The following is a 14,717-nucleotide window of genomic DNA, read 5'->3' on the forward strand; positions in this document are numbered from 1 at the left end:
ATGACCACCATCTCCAACCGACGGACCGGCGCTGGCCGCCCGACCGTCGGCCGTGGCACCAGCCGCCAGGGTCCGTCCCGGAACTCACTCACGCACCCGCCGCGCACCGGCGCCGTGCTCGTCACCCCGGCGATCCTGTTCGTCGCGGTGTTCGTCCTCGCGCCGCTCGTCTTCGCGCTCTACATCTCGTTCACGAACTGGCCCCTGATCGGGCCGTACCGGTTCATCGGGCTGCAGAACTACCTAACGCTGTTCCAGGACCCGACGTTCGTGCACGCCATCGGGTACACGCTGCTCTACACGGCGATCGTCACCGTGCCGATCCTGGCGCTCGGGTACTTCCTGGCCGTGCTGATCCGGGCCCGCCGACGCGGGAGCACCTTCCTGCGCACGGTGTTCTTCCTGCCGTACGTCGTCGGGCTGACCACGCTGTCGTTCATGCTCGTGCTCGAGGCGCAGCCCAACTCCGGCGCCGTGAACATGGTCATGCGCTGGCTCGGCATCACCGACGGCAGCACCGCGTGGCTCGTGAACGGGCCCCTGGCGACGCTGCTCATCTGCGTGCTCGTCGTCTGGGCGGTGTCCGGTCTGACGATGGTGCTCGTGATGTCCGCCATGCAGGGCATCCCCGACGAGGTCTACGAGTCCGCGCAGCTCGAGGGCGCCTCGTGGTGGCAGACCGAGCGACTCATCACGATGCCGATGATCCGGTCGACCCTCGCCCTCAGCGCGATCATCTCGGTGATCGGGTCGCTCCTCGCGTTCAACCAGTTCTACATCCTGACCCAGGGCGGGCCGGGGACGGAGACCACGACGATCGTCAACGCGATCTACAACCGCGGCTTCGTGAACCTGCAGCTCGGCGCGGCGACCGCCGAGTCGATCGCCCTCGTCGTCGTCATCGCCGCCGTCACCGTGTTCCAGTTCTGGGCACTGCGAGAGAAGGACTGAGCCATGAGCACCACCGCTTCCCGTGCCGACCTCGCGGCCCCGGACCTGTCCACCCGGACGCTGACCACCTCCGGGGACGGCCGACGTCGTCGCCACCAGGGCAGCGTGCGCCACCCCCGCGACACCGCGGTGAAGCGCACGCTGTACGTCATCGCCGGGGTCGGCGGCACCCTCGTCTTCGGGGTCCCGCTCATCTGGTCGATCCTGCGCGCGTTCCAGTCCGAGGCCGTCATCACGCAGGCGGCGGACCCCGCGACGTTCTTCCAGCTCGGGTGGCAGAACTTCGCCGCCGTCTTCAGCCCCTCGTCCCACCTGCTCACCGGCGTCGTGAACTCGCTCGTCGTCTCGATCGCCACGGCCGTGCTCACCGCCGTGATCGCGACGATGGCCGGGTACGGGTTCGCGCGGTTCCGGTTCCGCGGGTCCGGCATCGTCTTCGGGCTCGTGCTGCTGACGATGATGGTGCCGTTCCAGGCCATCCTCACGCCGCTGTACCTCGAGATGAACGCGATGAAGCTGACGAACTCGCTCGTCGGGCTCGTGCTCTTCTACACGACGGTGAACCTGCCGTTCGGGGTGTTCGTGATGCGGAACGCGTTCGAGTCGATCCCCACCGAGCTCGAGGACTCGGCGTTCGTCGACGGCGCCTCACGCTTCCGGGTCGTCGTGTCCGTGCTCCGCCCGCTGCTCCTGCCCGGTGCCGCGACCGCTGCGCTGTACGCGTTCCTGGCGTCGTGGACGGAGTTCCTCGGAGCGCTCACCTTCCTCACGAAGGACTCGCTCTACACGCTGCCCGTCGCGTTGCTCAACCTGCAGACCGGGGCGTACGGGCAGGTGTCGTACGGGAACCTCGTCGCCGGGTCGGTCGTGGCGATGATCCCGTGCATCGCGCTCTACGTCGGGTTGCAGCGCTTCTACGTCGCGGGCCTGTCCTCCGGCGCGCTGAAGGGCTGACGCCCGCGGGCGCCCTGACGCGCCCGTGCTGTGCGGCGCCGACCTCGCACGGTGCTCCGCTGCCCAGTCCGTGCGAGGTTGCCCGCTCCGTGCTGCGCGGGGCCGACCTCGGACCGTGCTGCGCGGGGCCGACCTCGCACCGTGCGGCGCAGGGCCGGCTTCGCACGGTGCCGCGCTACCCAGTCCGTGCGAGGTTGCCCGCTCCGTGCTGCGCTACGAGCAGGCACGGAGCGGGCAACCTCGCACCGGCCGACGGAGCTCGCACCGTGCGGCCACCGGCCGACGCCCTCCCGACTGATCCACCGCGCACGGGCCGACACACCCGGCACCGGCCGACGAACTCCGCACCGTGCCGTTCCCACGGAGGACGTCCGGCGGCTGACACCGGGCGGACGAAAGCGCACGGTGCGCTGTTGTCCGCTCCGTGCTGCGCAGGGCCGGCCTCGCACGGTGCCGCACTGCTCAGTCCGTGCGAGGTTGGCCGCTGCGTGCGGCGCTACAAGCACGCACGGTGGGGGGAACCTCGCACCGACCGACGGACCTCGCACCGTACGCCGCGCCCGGCGCAGCCCGCGCTCCGCAGCCCGCGCTCCCCAACCCCGCGCCCCAGCGCCCCGGCGCCCCAGCGCCCGCGCGCCCTACGCGCTCCGGCGCACCACGAGCTCGGGCGCGAGGAGCCGGTCGTCGTGGGACCGCCCCTCGACGAGCGCCCGGACGGAGTCGAGCACCCGCTCCCCCATGGCCATGAAGTCCTGCCGCACCGTGGTGAGCGGCGGGGTGAAGTGCGCCGCCTCCGGGATGTCGTCGAAGCCGACCACGGCGATGTCGTCCGGGACGCGGAGCCCCTCCTCCGCGAAGGCGTGCAGCACGCCGAGCGCCATCTGGTCGTTCCCGGCGAAGACGGCGTCCACGGTGTGCACGTCGATCGACTGCGCCGCACGGAAGCCGCTCGCGGGCGTCCAGTCGCCAGCGAGGACGACGGGTTCGAGCCCCCGGTCGGTCATGACCCGTTCGTAGGTGGCGCGGCGGACCTCGGCCTCCTGCGACACGGACGGACCGGCGAGGTGCACGATGCGCCGGTGCCCGCGTGCGAAGAGGTGGTCGAGGGCGAGTACCGCCCCGGAGGCCTGGTCGATGGCGACCGCGGCGACGTTCGGCGCCGCTCCGGTCCTGACCGCGTCGGGCTGCACGGCGTTCGCCACCACGACGGGGACCGTCACGGGGACGACGAGTGAGGCGAGCGCATCGAGCACGCGGTTGTCGGCGGCGACCAGCACGACCGCGGCCACGTCCTGCGCGAGGAGCGAGGCGAGCGCCCCGGAGAGGTCGGCGGGCACGGGGTCCTCGGGCAGTGTGGACAGCAGCACGTGGTACCCGGCGGTGCGTGCGGCACGTTCGAAGCCGATCGCCGTGCTCGACGGACCGTACAGCGCGTCGCCGGTGCTGACGATCCCGAGCGCCCGGCTCCGCCCGCCGGCGAGTGCCCTGGCCGCTGCTCGCGGACGGTAGCCGAGCTCGGTCACGGCGGCCGCGACCTGCTCCCGGAACTGGTCACGCACGGTCGGGTCGCCGTTGATGACGCGGGAGACGGTCTGGTGCGACACCCCGGCGCGCTCGGCGACGTCGAAGATCGTCGGCGCCTTGTGGCGCTTGCCCCCGGGGGCCGTCGTGTTCGTCACGTCGCAACCGTACCCCCGGCACTCGGAACCGACGAAAGGTCGCGAAACGATCACGACGAGTTGACACCCCGTGAAACAACCCACATGATGTGAGCGCTCACTTTGAGCAGCACCCACGGGCCACAGCAGCCCACACCCAGCGCGTCGAGGACGACGTGAGAGGAACAAGAGGTACTTCGATGATGAAGCGCAAGATCGCAGCGGGGATCGTGGCCGTCGGGCTGGCAGTCAGCCTGGCCGCATGCTCCGCAGGGGGACGTGGAGCGACCGGCAGCGGTGACGGTGGCGGCGACAACAAGGGCGCCCTCGTCGGCGTCGCGATGCCGACCAAGGTCTCGGAACGCTGGATCAAGGACGGCAACGCCGTCAAGAGCGACCTCGAGAAGGCCGGCTACAAGGTCGACCTCGAGTACGGCGACAACAAGGTCCAGCAGCAGGCGCAGCAGGTCAGCAACATGATCACGAAGGGCGCGAAGGTCCTGATCATCGCGTCCATCGACGGCGGAGCGCTCTCCGACCAGCTCGACGCCGCCGCGAAGGCCGGCATCAAGGTGATCTCCTACGACCGCCTCCTCACGGGCAACAAGAACGTCGACTACTACGTGTCGTTCGACAACTACAAGGTGGGCGTCGACCAGGCCACCAGCCTCCTCACGGGCCTCGGCGTCCTCGACGCGGACGGCAAGAAGACCAGCGAGAAGGGCCCCTTCAACATCGAGGTCTTCGCCGGCTCGCTCGACGACAACAACGCCGGGTTCTTCTTCAACGGCGCGATGGACACCCTGAAGCCGTACCTCGAGGACGGCACGCTGAAGATCCAGTCCGGTCAGGACCAGCTCTCGCAGGCCGCGACGCAGCAGTGGGACCCGGCGACCGCCAAGGCCCGCATGCAGAACCTCATCGCGAAGTCGTACTCCGGCGGCACGACGCTGAACGGCGTCCTCTCGCCCTACGACGGCATCTCGATCGGCATCATCTCGGCCCTGCAGGGCGCCGGGTACGGCTCGGGTGACCGACCGCTCCCGACGATCACGGGCCAGGACGCCGAGCAGGCCAGCGTGAAGTCGATCATCGCCGGTCAGCAGTACTCGACCATCTACAAGGACACGCGCAAGCTCGCCAAGCAGTCGGTCACCATGGCCGAGGACCTGCTCACCGGCAAGAAGCCCGAGGTCAACGACACGAAGAGCTACGACAACAAGGTCAAGGTCGTCCCGACCTACCTCTTCCAGCCGACGATCGTCACCAAGGACAACTACAAGGAAGTCCTCGTCGACTCCGGCTACTACACCGAGGCCGACCTGAAGTAGTCCCCTTCACCTTCGGGACTGGAGGCGGGGGGGGGGGGCGCCCCCCCCCCCCCCCCCCCCCGTCACCCCCCGCCCCCCCCCGCGCGCACGACGGAAAGGCGGTCCGCATGGCGGACACCATCCTCGAGATGCGGGACATCACCAAGACGTTCCCCGGGGTCAAGGCGCTGCAGGGGGTCTCGATCGAGGTCGAGCGTGGCCAGGTCCACGCGATCTGCGGTGAGAACGGCGCCGGCAAGTCGACCCTGATGAAGGTGCTGTCGGGCGTCTACCCGCACGGCTCCTTCGACGGCGAGATCCTGCTCGACGGCGATCCGGTCGCGTTCTCGAACATCAACGACTCTGAAGCGGCGGGCGTGGTGATCATCCACCAGGAGCTCGCGCTCAGCCCGTTCCTGTCGATCGCCGAGAACATCTTCCTCGGCAACGAGCAGTCCAAGGGCGGCTTCATCGACTGGAACAAGACGAACCTGGCGGCCGCCGAGCTCCTGCAGCGCGTCGGCCTCAAGGACAACCCGGTCACGAAGATCGTCGACATCGGCGTCGGCAAGCAGCAGCTCGTCGAGATCGCGAAGGCGCTGTCGAAGAAGGTGAAGCTCCTCATCCTCGACGAGCCCACCGCGGCGCTGAACGACGACGACTCGGCGCACCTGCTCGACCTCATCCGGTCGCTGCAGGCCGAGGGCATGACGGCGATCATCATCAGCCACAAGCTCAACGAGATCAAGGCGATCGCGGACAAGGTCACGATCATCCGCGACGGCAAGACCATCGAGACGCTCGACATGCGCGCCGACGAGGTCTCCGAGGACCGCATCATCCGCGGGATGGTCGGCCGCGACCTGTCGAACCGGTACCCCGAGCGGGAGAACCCGGTCATCGGCGAGGAGCTCCTCCGCATCGAGGACTGGACCGTGCACCACCCGCTCGACGGCTCCCGCGAGATCATCCACCAGGCGAACCTCGACGTGAAGGCCGGCGAGGTCGTCGGCATCGCCGGGCTGATGGGCGCCGGACGCACCGAGCTCGCGATGAGCGTCTTCGGGCAGTCGTACGGGTCGGGGATCAGCGGCACCGTCTACAAGCGCGGCAAGCCGATCAAGACCCACACCGTGACGCAGGCCATCGACAACGGCATCGCGTACGTCACCGAGGACCGCAAGCGCTACGGCCTCAACCTCATCGACGACATCAAGCGGAACATCTCCGGGTCGGCGCTCGGGAAGCTCGCGCACTGGGGCTTCGTCAACGCGTCCGAGGAGACCACCGTCGCCGGAGGGTTCCTCCGCAGCCTCAACATCAAGGCACCGAACGTCGACGTCGTCACCGGCAAGCTCTCCGGCGGCAACCAGCAGAAGGTCGTCCTGTCGAAGTGGATGTACGCCGACCCGGACGTGCTGATCCTCGACGAACCCACGCGCGGCATCGACGTCGGCGCGAAGTACGAGATCTACACGATCATCAACCAGCTCGCGGACCAGGGGAAGGGGATCATCGTGATCTCGTCGGAGCTCCCCGAACTCCTCGGCATCTGCGACCGCATCTACACGCTCTCCGAGGGCACGATCACCGCCGACGTGCCCCGCTCCGAGGCCACGCCCGAGGTCCTCATGCAGTACATGACCCAGGAACGGGAGACCCCTGTCAATGAACGCGCTTAAGTCCGCCGCCGGCTACCTCACCGGGCAGCTCCGACAGATCGGCCTGTTCATCGCGCTGATCGTCATCGTCATCTTCTTCCAGGTGACGACGAACGGCATCACGCTGGCCCCGATCAACGTCTCGAACATCGTCGTCCAGAACAGCTACATCCTGATCCTCGCGATCGGCATGGTGATGGTCATCATCGCCGGGCACATCGACCTGTCCGTCGGGTCGGTCGTCGCCTTCACCGGTGCCATGTCGGGCGTCATGATCACGCAGTGGGGCCTCCCCTGGCCGATCGCCGTCGTGCTCTGCCTCGTCGTCGGTGCGCTCGTCGGGGCCTGGCAGGGGTTCTGGATCGCCTACTTCGGGATCCCGGCCTTCATCGTGACCCTGGCGGGCATGCTCGCCTTCCGCGGTGCGGCGCAGATCGTCCTGCGGAACCAGCAGATCTCGCCCTTCCCCGAGGGCTTCCGGTCGCTCGGCTCCGGCTTCCTGCCGTCCTTCGGCACGACCGGGTACGAGCCGCTCACGATGATCCTCGGGTTCGCCGCGGCCGCGGTGATGGTGATCGCGGCGTTCCGCGGCCGCATCACCCGTCGCAAGTACCAGCTCGAGAGCGAGCCGTTCGTCTGGTTCATCGTGAAGACGGCGTTCGGTGCCGGGCTCGTGATCTACGTCGCACTCCTGCTCGCCAGCTACAACGGCACCCCGATCGTGCTCGTCGTGCTCGGCGCCCTCGTGGTGATCTACTCGGTCGTCATGCGGAGCGCGGTGTTCGGCCGCCACATCTACGCGATCGGTGGCAACGCCCTCGCCGCGCAGCTGTCCGGTGTGAAGACGAAGCGCGTGACGTTCCTGCTCTTCGTGAACATGGGCGTCATCTCGGCCCTCGCGGGCGTGGTCTTCACGGGCCAGCTGAACCTCGCGGCGCCGGGTGCCGGCAACGGGTTCGAGCTCGACGCCATCGCGGCCGTGTTCATCGGCGGCGCCGCCGTCACCGGTGGCATCGGCACGGTGCCGGGAGCCATCGTCGGTGGTCTCATCATCGGCATCCTGAACAACGGCATGTCGATCCTCGGCGTCGGTACCGAGTACCAGTCGCTCATCAAGGGCCTGGTGCTGCTCGCCGCCGTCGCGTTCGACGTGTTCAACAAGCGCCGGGCGGCGTCCGCCCGCAAGTAGGGCGCGCGTCGCGCGCGTTCGCTTCGTGAGCAGAAATGGTCGGGTCCTCTCCGGGGACCCGACCATTTCTGCTCACGATCCGGAGAGCACGGCCCAGGCGGCAGCCGGGAGGCGCAGGGTTCCGTCCCCGACGTCGGCTCCGCCCGCCTCGACGCGCGTCGCACCCGCTGTGGGCAGGTCGACCGGGTCGTCGGCCAGGTTGAGGGCGGTCACCACCGCCCGCTCCGAGGTCGCGGTGCGCAGCACGACCGCCGTGTTCGTGAGGTGGACGACGTCGGTGTGCGCCCGGTGCAGCCAGGGCTCGCGGCGACGGAGGGCGATGAGCGCCTCGTACGCGTGCGTGAGTTCCACGGGCTCGAGCGGACCGGCCGGGAACTCCGGGCGGACGGCGTCGTCCCCGCCGACGCGCTCCTCCTTCACCCCCGTCCAGCCGTACTCGTCACCGGCCCAGACGCTCGGGGTCCCGGCGACCGTGAAGAGGACGGCGGCGGCGTGCCCGGCGAACCGCTCCCCCACGGCGCTCGCGATGCGCGTCACGTCGTGGTTGCCGATGAACGTGCTCGGCGCCTGCGCGGCCAGCAGTGCGTCGTGCCGTTCGACGGCGTGCGCGAGCTCGAAGCAGTTCCGGTCGGCGATGCCGTGCCAGATGCCCTGCCAGAGCTCGTACTGCGTGGTGGAGTCGACCGTCGAGGCACGGACGAACGCAGCCGTGTCGCCGTGGATGACCTCGCCCGTGAACCAGGCGTCCGGGAAGCGCTCCCGGACGCGCGGCAGCACCCGGGCCCAGAACGCCGTCGGCACCGCGTAGGCCGCATCGAGTCGCCAGCCGTCCACGCCCCGACCGAGCCAGTGCGTCATCACCTCGACGACGAGGTCCTCGGTGGCGCGGCTGCCGTGGTCGAGCGCGACCAGGATGTCGTGCCCCTCGAACAGTCCCACCGGCACGTCGTCTCCGGGCGACCAGCCGGCCCAGTCGATCGCGAACAGATCCGTCGTCGGTGCGTCCGGGCCCTGCTCCTCGAGCGCGCGGAAGGCCGGGTGCTCCCGCCCCACGTGGTTGAACACCCCGTCGAGGAGCACCCGCACGCCGCGCGCGTGCGCCGCCGCCACCAGGCGGTCGAAGTCCTCGTCGTCGCCGAGCCGCGGGTCGATCCGGAAGTGGTCGACCGTGTCGTACCCGTGCGTCGAGCTCCTGAAGACCGGACCGAGCAGCAGCCCGTTCAGCCCGAGGTCCACGACGTGGTCGAGCCAGGCCTCGATGCGCTCGAGGCGGTGCTCGACGGGCCGGTCCGCGACGGCGGTGTCCGGACGGACCTCGGCGCCCACGAACCCGAGCGGGTAGACGTGCCACCACATCACGTGTTCGACCCAGGCGGGTTCGTGCGGGCGGGCGGCATCGGGAACGGGGTTCACCGACCCGATGCTGCCAGCCGTGCCTGGGCTGGGTGCGGAACCGGACAGCGGGGAGAGGATGGGCGCATGGGACGCGCGATCAGGACCGAGGCGGACGCGACGGCGAACGCGGCCGAGCACGCCGAACGCACCTGCGCGTCGTGCGGGCGTCGGATGCCCGCGTCCGCGGCTCCGGACGCGAAGTACTGCTCGGCCGCGTGCCGGAAGCACGGCGTCGACGCGACAGACCGGGCGCTCGAACAGCGGATCGACGAGCTGCTCGCAGCGCGCTCCCGGTCGTCCAGCATCTGCCCGTCGGATGCCGCTCGGGCACTCGACCCGGACGGTTGGCGCGACCTGATGGAACCGGCGAGACGTGCCGCCCGCCGCATGGTCGCGCGCGGCGAGGTCGAGATCACGCAGCACGGCAGCGTGGTCGATCCGTCCACGGCGAAGGGCCCGATCCGGATCCGACGCCCCCGGTAGGGAACACCTGTCGGGCGTGGGCGTTGCACCCGGGGATGACACTCGACACCGCACCGACCGACACCGCACCGACCGACGTCCGTCCCGAGGCCCTCGTCGTGGGCGCCAGCGGCATCACCGGCTCCGCACTGGTGGACCACCTGCTCGGCCTCGGCTGGGCCGTCACCGCGCTCTCCCGGCGCCCGCTCCCCCGCGACGGGGTCCGGACCGTGGCCGCCGACCTGCGCGACCCGGACTCGCTCCGCACCGCCCTCGCCGGCGAGCGCCCGACGCACGTGTTCTTCACCGCCTGGCAGCGCCAGGAGACCGAGGCCGAGAACATCCGCGTGAACGGCGGCATGGTCCGAGACCTGCTCGCCGCACTCGACCACGCGCCGCTCGCGCACGTCGCCCTCGTCACCGGGTTGAAGCACTACCTCGGTCCGTTCGAGGCGTACGCGGCGGGCGAGATGCCGGACACGCCCTTCCACGAGGAGGAGCCGCGGCTCGACACCCCGAACTTCTACTACGCGCAGGAGGACGAGCTCTTCGCGGCCGCCGGGCGACAGGGCTTCACGTGGTCGGTGCACCGCTCGCACACGGTCATCGGGCACGCGGTCGGCAACGCCATGAACATGGGCCTGACCATCGCCGTGCAGGCGACCCTGGCGAAGGAGCTCGACCTCGACTTCGTCTTCCCCGGCAGCGCTGAGCAGTGGAACGGCCTGACCGACATGACGGACGCCGGCCTCCTCGCGGAGCACATGGTGTGGGCGTCGACGACCCCGGCGGGAGCCGACCAGGCGTTCAACATCGTGAACGGCGACGTGTTCCGCTGGCGCTGGATGTGGCCCCGGCTCGCGGCGCACCTCGGCGTCGACCCGGCCCGCGTGGTCGGCTTCGAGGGCGAGCCCCGCCCACTCGAAGCGCAGATGGCTCCGTACGAGTCCGCGTGGGCCGGGATCGCCGAGCGCCACGGTCTCGCCGAGCCGGACATCACCCGCCTCGCCTCGTGGTGGCACACCGACGCCGACCTCGGTCGCGCGATGGAGGTCGTGACGGACATGGGCAAGAGCCGCGACGCCGGCTTCACCGCGTTCCGTCGGACCGAGCGCGCCTTCGCCGAGCTGTTCGACCGCTACCGGGCCGACCGCCTCGTCCCCTGATCCGTACCCCGACGGAAGCAACCGGGGTACACCAACCTGCGCCTCGGCCGCGAACCCCGCGGTGGCGCCTGGTTGTCTTCGTGGCACAGGCGCCGGGGACCCTCGGCGGTTCCCGGAGGAAGGAAGACACCATGTCGCTCGGAGACAAGGCCAAGGACGCCACCCAGAAGATCGTCGGCAAGGTCGAGGAGGCCGTCGGCAAGCACACCGACGACGCCGAGCTCAAGCACCAGGGCCAGAAGGACCAGGCCATGGGCGAGGCACGCCTCGAGACCGAGAAGGCCAAGGACAAGCTCGACGGTCACTGAGCCCGTCGAACCACGCAACGCCCGCGCCGTCCGGCGCGGGCGTTCGTCGTTCCGTGCGGTCAGAAGGCGTAGCGGATCCGGCAGCTCGGCAGGTGCTCCGCGACGAGCTCGCGGAAGCGCTCGACCAGCGCCCCCTTCATCCCGGAGCGGTACCGGACGTTCACCGCACCGTTCTGGGACACCTTCTGCTCCTGCAGGTCCGGACGCCAGAGGAGTTCTTCGGCCTTCGGGTGCCAGCCGAGGTTCACCTCGTGCAGCGCCTCGTTGTGGGTGAGGAAGATGACCTCGGCCGCGAGCTGCGCCTTCGCCGCCGGTGACAGGACGTCGTCGACCCGTCGGAGCAGCTCGGTCCAGTCGGCCTCCCACGTCGGCGTGAGGACGACGGGTGAGAAGTTGAGGTGGACCTCGTACCCGGCGTCGACGAAGTCGTTCACCGCGGCGATCCGTTCGGCGACCGGGCTCGTCCGGATGTCGGTGACCTTCGCGGTCTCGTGCGGCATCAGCGAGAACCGGATCCGGGTGCGTCCCACCGGGTCCCAGTCGAGCAGGTCGCGGTTCACGTACTTCGTGGCGAAGGACGCCTTCGCCGTGGGCGACATCCGGAACAGGTCGCAGAGGTCGCGGACGTTGTCGCTCAGCATCGCGTCCACCGAGCAGTCGCTGTTCTCCCCGATGTCGTACACCCACGCGTCCGGGTCGCACTGGTTCGGTTCGGTCTTCGGCCCCTGCTTCGCGATGTTCCGGGCGACGTGCTTCGTGATCTGGTCGATGTTCGCGAAGACCGTGACGGGGTTGCTGTAGCCCTTGCGCCGCGGGACGTAGCAGTACGCGCACGCCATGGCGCAGCCGTTCGCCGTCGAGGGGGCGATGAAGTCGGCGGAACGCCCGTTCGGCCGGGTCACGAGGGACTTCTTCACGCCGAGCACGAGCGCCTCGGTCTTGATGCGCACCCACCGCTGGACGTTGCGCTCGTCGCCGTGCACCTCGGGGATGTTCCAGTGCGAGGCGACGGGCACGATCTCGGCGTCGGGCCAGCGTCCGACGACCTCCTGCCCGCGCTGCAGCTCAAGGGCGGCGGGCTCGGCGTAGATCCGGCGGACGTCGAGCAGGGGGCGCGGGTGGGGTGCGGGCATCCCCGCCGGTCTACCGTGCGCCCCTGACACCGCCCACCGGATCCGCGCGCTGACCGTTCCGGTTCGCGATCCCCGGGGATCTCGAACCGGTACGGTCACCACCCCGGACGAACGCGGCGTCCGCTGCAAGACTCGAGGACATGACCGCGACCCCCGACGACCACTTCTTCGTCGTCGACGGCCGGCGGTGGCGACGGACCGATCCCGCGCTCCCGGAGGACGTCGCCGCAGCGCTCCGGTCCCATCTCGGCCGGGGTCGCAACGCGGTCGGGCAGGCCAGGCGATCGGGCGACGAGGACGCCCTCGCGGCCGCGCGGCACCGCAACGGCCTGGCGAAGCACGGGCTCGGCGAGCGCGGGCCCGAGTGGTGGAGTCGCCCCGAGGCCGACCGGATCGCCGACGCACGAGCGGCCCTGGCCGAACTCGACGCGCTCGACGGACTCCGTCGCGCGCCGTAGGTCAGGGGCGGTAGTCGTCGGGCTGCTTCGGGGTGGGGGTCGGGGGTGCGCCCGCGCCGACGACCCCGCCGGACCCGAACGAGGTCAGCACCCCCGCCAGCACCTGGAGTGCCGTCGCGACGACCCGCCCCACCGAACGCAGTACCTGCACCATCGCGACCCCCTCGGTCCCTGTCCGTCCGCTCAGCGTAGCCCGATCAGGCCTCGGTGTGGCCGAGGTCCGGCTCGAAGCGGAGGCACACCGTGCGGGACGCGGCGGCGTGCAGCTCGAGGACGACGACGTCGTTCCGCCCGGCGCGGAGCACCGGTCCGGGGACGGCCAGGGTGCGCTGCGGCCCGCGGGACCAGTACCGGCCGAGGCAGAACCCGTTGACCCAGGCGACGCCCTTCCGGAAGCCGTCGAGCGACAGGTACCGGTCGTCGGGCTCCGCGAGGTCGAAGGACCCCGTGGCGAACGTCGGTCCGGCCAGCACGTCGCCGTCGGTCGCGAGTGCGTCGCTGAGCATCGTCCGGGCCGACTCGGGCAGGGGGTCGAGGGCGAGCGGCGACGCGGTCCACCGGGCGAGCGGCACACCGTCGACGGCGACCCCGCCGATCAGGCCCTTCGGCTCGCCGATGCGCGGGCCGTAGTCGACGCGGCCCTGGTCCTCGACGAGGAGCTCGAGCGTGCCGGTGACCGGCGGCAGCGCGATCGCGCGGTCGTGGTGCTCCCGCTCGAGCACGCCGACGACGGTGCCGTCGACGGAGACCACGGCGCGGTCGCGGACCTCCTCGCCGACGGTGAGCACGCCGCCGGCCGGCAGGTCGACCTCGGTCCGGTGCACGACGAAGCCCGAGGCGGCGCCGAGCGCGTCGAACGTCGGCGGGACGTCGTGCGAGGACCAGTCGGTGAGCGCCGGGAGCAGGGCGCGCAGGGACGTGACGCGGTCGAGGCGGACGGCGACGTCCGCGGCGGGGGTGGGCCGCGCCTCCTGGACCGACGCGTCGGAACCGCCGGACGCGACGGACCCGCCGGACGGGTCGGACGCGAGCCGTCCGGATCCACCCGGACGCATCGAGTCGGGCAGCGGCGGCACGGGCGCGTAGCGCTCGATGACCGAGCGGAAGGCGTGGAACTTCTCCGTCGGACGCCCGGCCTCGTCGAGCGGGGCGTCGTAGTCGTACGACGTCGCGATGGGGCGGTACACGCCCTTGTCGTTCGCACCGTTCGTGAAGCCGAAGTTCGTGCCACCGTGGAACATGTAGATGTTCACCGAGCCGCCGGCGGCGAGCAGGTCGTCGAGGTCCGCGGCGCTGTCGGCGGCCGAGGTCGTGTGGTGGTGCTCGCCCCAGCTGTCGAACCAGCCGTCCCAGAACTCCGAGCACATGAGGGGGCCGGTGGGCTGGGCCTCGCGGAGGCGTGCAAGCCGCGCGACGGACCGCGAGCCGAACGAACCGGTCTTGTGCAGCGAGGGCAGCGACCCGTCCTCGAGCATGGTGCCCATCGGCTGGTCGACGCTCGTGAACGGCACGGTCAGCCCGATCGCGCGGTGCATCTGCTCGAGCTTCGACAGGTAGACCGGGTCGGAGCCGTACGCGCCGTACTCGTTCTCGACCTGCACGAGGACGATGGGCCCGCCGGCGTCGATCTGCCGCGGGACGAGCACGGGGGCGAGCTGCTGCAGGTAGGTCTCGACGGCTGTGAGGAAGCCGGGCTCGTCGCGGCGGACCCCGACGGTGCCGTCGGCGAAGAGCCAGTACGGCAGACCGCCGTTGGTCCACTCGGCGCAGATGTAGGGACCGGGGCGGACGATGGCGTGCATGCCCTCGGCGGCGACGAGGTCGAGGAAGCGGCCGAGGTCGAGCCCGCCGGTGAGGTCGAAGACGCCGGGCGACGGAGCGTGCGCGTTCCAGGCGACGTAGGTCTCGATGGTGTTGAGCCCCATCAGCTTCGCCTTGCGGATCCGGTCGGCCCACAGGTCGGGGTGGACGCGGAAGTAGTGGATCGCGCCGGACAGGATCCGGTGCGGCTCGCCGTCGAGCAGGAAGTCGGTGTCGCCGATGGCGAAGCGCATGGGGGAACTCTCTCAGGA

Annotated in this window: 14 protein-coding genes; 9 read left to right on the plus strand and 5 right to left on the minus strand. The window is 70.4% G+C overall.

Going from position 1 to position 14,717, the window contains the following annotated elements; all coding sequences use genetic code 11:
- Both ACNQOV_RS06440 and ACNQOV_RS06445 read left to right on the plus strand, forming a co-directional pair.
- Positions 1-951, plus strand: a complete 951-nt coding sequence (locus tag ACNQOV_RS06440; RefSeq protein ID WP_416393850.1) for a carbohydrate ABC transporter permease — start codon at positions 1-3, stop codon at positions 949-951.
- A 3-nt stretch (positions 952-954) separates the two neighbouring features.
- Positions 955-1,905 (plus strand): carbohydrate ABC transporter permease, encoded by a 951-nt coding sequence (locus tag ACNQOV_RS06445; protein WP_416393851.1) that lies wholly within the window; start codon positions 955-957, stop codon positions 1,903-1,905.
- 638 nt (positions 1,906-2,543) lie between these two features.
- Here the strand turns inward: ACNQOV_RS06445 and ACNQOV_RS06450 are convergent.
- A complete protein-coding gene (locus ACNQOV_RS06450) occupies positions 2,544-3,584 on the minus strand; it encodes a substrate-binding domain-containing protein (protein WP_022907419.1) in 1,041 nt (346 codons plus the stop codon).
- 179 nt (positions 3,585-3,763) lie between these two features.
- On the opposite strand from ACNQOV_RS06450, the gene chvE reads away from it, so the two are divergent.
- The 3 genes from chvE (at position 3,764) to mmsB (ending at position 7,723) form a co-directional block, all read left to right on the plus strand.
- Complete coding sequence (chvE, locus tag ACNQOV_RS06455) at positions 3,764-4,894, plus strand: multiple monosaccharide ABC transporter substrate-binding protein (RefSeq protein ID WP_022907420.1); 1,131 nt, start codon at positions 3,764-3,766, stop codon at positions 4,892-4,894.
- 107 nt (positions 4,895-5,001) lie between these two features.
- Entirely contained in the window at positions 5,002-6,555 is a 1,554-nt protein-coding gene (mmsA, locus tag ACNQOV_RS06460; protein WP_416393853.1) for a multiple monosaccharide ABC transporter ATP-binding protein, read from the plus strand.
- A complete protein-coding gene (gene mmsB, locus ACNQOV_RS06465; RefSeq protein ID WP_022907422.1) occupies positions 6,542-7,723 on the plus strand; it encodes a multiple monosaccharide ABC transporter permease in 1,182 nt (393 codons plus the stop codon). The genes mmsA and mmsB overlap by 14 nt, the downstream gene beginning before the upstream one ends.
- Before the next feature lie 72 nt (positions 7,724-7,795).
- Here the strand turns inward: mmsB and ACNQOV_RS06470 are convergent, their stop codons facing one another.
- Positions 7,796-9,079, minus strand: coding sequence for an alpha-amylase family glycosyl hydrolase (locus ACNQOV_RS06470; protein ID WP_416393894.1), 1,284 nt, complete (start codon positions 9,077-9,079; stop codon positions 7,796-7,798).
- Between the two features lie 123 nt (positions 9,080-9,202).
- Here ACNQOV_RS06470 and ACNQOV_RS06475 point away from each other — a divergent pair, with 123 nt between their 5' ends.
- The 3 genes from ACNQOV_RS06475 to ACNQOV_RS06485 all read left to right on the plus strand — a co-directional run bounded on the left by ACNQOV_RS06475 (position 9,203) and on the right by ACNQOV_RS06485 (position 11,054).
- Complete coding sequence (locus ACNQOV_RS06475; protein ID WP_022907424.1) at positions 9,203-9,601, plus strand: DUF3253 domain-containing protein; 399 nt, start codon at positions 9,203-9,205, stop codon at positions 9,599-9,601.
- Between the two features lie 35 nt (positions 9,602-9,636).
- Positions 9,637-10,746 (plus strand): SDR family oxidoreductase, encoded by a 1,110-nt coding sequence (locus ACNQOV_RS06480; RefSeq protein WP_416393855.1) that lies wholly within the window; start codon positions 9,637-9,639, stop codon positions 10,744-10,746.
- Between the two features lie 131 nt (positions 10,747-10,877).
- Positions 10,878-11,054, plus strand: coding sequence for a CsbD family protein (locus ACNQOV_RS06485; RefSeq protein WP_022907426.1), 177 nt, complete (start codon positions 10,878-10,880; stop codon positions 11,052-11,054).
- 59 nt (positions 11,055-11,113) lie between these two features.
- Here the strand turns inward: ACNQOV_RS06485 and ACNQOV_RS06490 are convergent, their stop codons facing one another.
- Positions 11,114-12,187: a spore photoproduct lyase family protein gene (locus ACNQOV_RS06490; RefSeq protein WP_416393857.1), complete on the minus strand. Its 1,074-nt coding sequence runs from the start codon at positions 12,185-12,187 to the stop codon at positions 11,114-11,116.
- A gap of 140 nt (positions 12,188-12,327) precedes the next feature.
- Between ACNQOV_RS06490 and ACNQOV_RS06495 the strand changes: the two genes are divergently transcribed.
- Positions 12,328-12,645 carry a hypothetical protein gene (locus ACNQOV_RS06495; RefSeq protein WP_022907428.1) on the plus strand — a complete coding sequence of 106 codons (318 nt, stop codon included), beginning with the start codon at positions 12,328-12,330 and terminating at the stop codon, positions 12,643-12,645.
- A gap of 1 nt (position 12,646) precedes the next feature.
- Here ACNQOV_RS06495 and ACNQOV_RS06500 read toward each other — a convergent pair whose 3' ends face one another.
- A complete protein-coding gene (locus tag ACNQOV_RS06500; protein ID WP_416393858.1) occupies positions 12,647-12,799 on the minus strand; it encodes a hypothetical protein in 153 nt (50 codons plus the stop codon).
- A 43-nt stretch (positions 12,800-12,842) separates the two neighbouring features.
- Positions 12,843-14,699, minus strand: coding sequence for a glycoside hydrolase family 35 protein (locus tag ACNQOV_RS06505; protein ID WP_416393859.1), 1,857 nt, complete (start codon positions 14,697-14,699; stop codon positions 12,843-12,845).
- Positions 14,700-14,717: the final 18 nt, after the last annotated feature.

This window comes from Curtobacterium sp. LFS084 (genome assembly GCF_047977705.1).
GTDB lineage: Bacteria > Actinomycetota > Actinomycetes > Actinomycetales > Microbacteriaceae > Curtobacterium.